The 265-nt window shown below is 47.2% G+C and carries 1 protein-coding gene; it reads right to left on the minus strand.

Translation table 11 applies throughout. The annotated features are described in order from the left end of the window. A partial coding sequence (locus tag SB717_RS36655; protein ID WP_410907978.1) for a BCCT family transporter occupies positions 1-263 on the minus strand: 263 nt, incomplete at its 3' end. Positions 264-265: the final 2 nt, after the last annotated feature.

The following is a 265-nucleotide window of genomic DNA, read 5'->3' on the forward strand; positions in this document are numbered from 1 at the left end:
CGGCTGTGAGCGGCTACATTCAGTGGTGGTCCGTTAAAATAATAAATCGGCTCAACCCAGGCCCAATTAACAATGGCTATACCAATACCACCACAGAAAATCATTGCGACCCAGCTGAAATAGGAAAACTCTGGGGCATCACTCTTCCGGCCTAGACGAATATTACCGTAAGATCCGAACGCCATCCACAGGAGGAATAGTACAGTTATCAAGCCCGCAATCAGATAAAGCCATCCAAACTTCCCGGTCGCAAACGAAAACATCT

It is taken from the genome of Priestia sp. SIMBA_032, from assembly GCF_046535215.1.
Taxonomy (GTDB): domain Bacteria; phylum Bacillota; class Bacilli; order Bacillales; family Bacillaceae_H; genus Priestia; species Priestia aryabhattai.